Annotated in this window: 2 protein-coding genes; one reads left to right on the plus strand and one right to left on the minus strand. The window is 63.3% G+C overall.

Annotation, left to right across the window (positions count from 1 at the left end):
• Positions 1–20: 20 nt before the first annotated feature.
• Complete coding sequence (locus ACSFA3_RS26440) at positions 21–665, minus strand: LON peptidase substrate-binding domain-containing protein (protein ID WP_435470471.1); 645 nt, start codon at positions 663–665, stop codon at positions 21–23.
• A 49-nt stretch (positions 666–714) separates the two neighbouring features.
• Between ACSFA3_RS26440 and ACSFA3_RS26445 the strand changes: the two genes are divergently transcribed.
• On the plus strand, positions 715–1,008 hold a 294-nt coding region (locus ACSFA3_RS26445), incomplete at its 3' end, for a YggT family protein (protein ID WP_435508254.1).

Consider the following 1,008-nt stretch of genomic DNA (forward strand, 5'->3'; position numbering starts at 1 on the left):
GCTACAAAAAAAGTAGCGATCTATTCAGTGATGCCCGTGCGTGCGAGCAGATCGCTGACCAGCTCCAGCCGCATCAATGGGCTGTCGAGCTCCATCAGGCGCTGGCGCAGTTCGAGTTGCATTGGCACCAGCTCGCACCAGCGGTTGGCCACCCAGCCGCAATCGTTGAGCTGGTAGGGCGCGCCGATGGGTAGCCGCACCGCTTCGCCTTGCGCACGCCGGCGTTCTTTCAGCGTGTCGATCAAACGCTGCAGCGCGGTGGCGGTATGGCGCAGGTCGTCGGGAATTTCGAGCGCGACGTCGTCGTTCACGGCCTCAACCTCGGCGACCCACAGGCCATGCTTCTGCAGCTCATTGCTGCGAACCCGAAAGCGTTGTGTGCCCACGCATTCGATCTGCAGCAGGCCGCTCTGCGGCGATTCGAACTCGCGGATCATGGCCAGCGTGCCGATGGCGGCGAAGCTCTCCGCATCCGCACCGGCCTTGCGCACTTCGCTGCCGCTGGTGAGGCTCACCACACCGAAGGGTGCGTCGGCCTTGCGGCACTTGCCGATCATGTCGAGATAACGAACCTCGAAGATGCGCAGTGGAAGAAGACCTCCCGGAAACAGGACCGTACCGAGCGGGAACAATGGCAGTGAATGCAAAAAGGGTTGTGTCGTCATCGAAGAGCCTTGCGTGGCTATCATCGCATTCCCCTCACGGCCGCGTCCCATGCTCTATCAGATTCCCTCGTTCCTTCTCGACGTGATCGTCGGCCTCCTCGGCGGCGCCTGCCTGCTGCGGCTCTACATGCAATACCACCGCGTGCCGTTCGGCAATCCGCTCGGGCGCTTCGTGTTCGCCATTACCGACTGGATCGTGCTGCCGCTGCGGCGCATCGTGCCCGCGGTGAAGCGCTGGGACCTGGCGAGCCTGATCGCGGCCTGGCTGCTGGTGATGCTGAAGTTCCTGCTGCTCTGGCTGCTGGTCGGCAACCTTGGGCGCATCGCGACCTTGCCGCTGGTG

It is taken from the genome of Variovorax glucosi (assembly GCF_051216695.1).
Lineage (GTDB): Bacteria > Pseudomonadota > Gammaproteobacteria > Burkholderiales > Burkholderiaceae_C > Variovorax.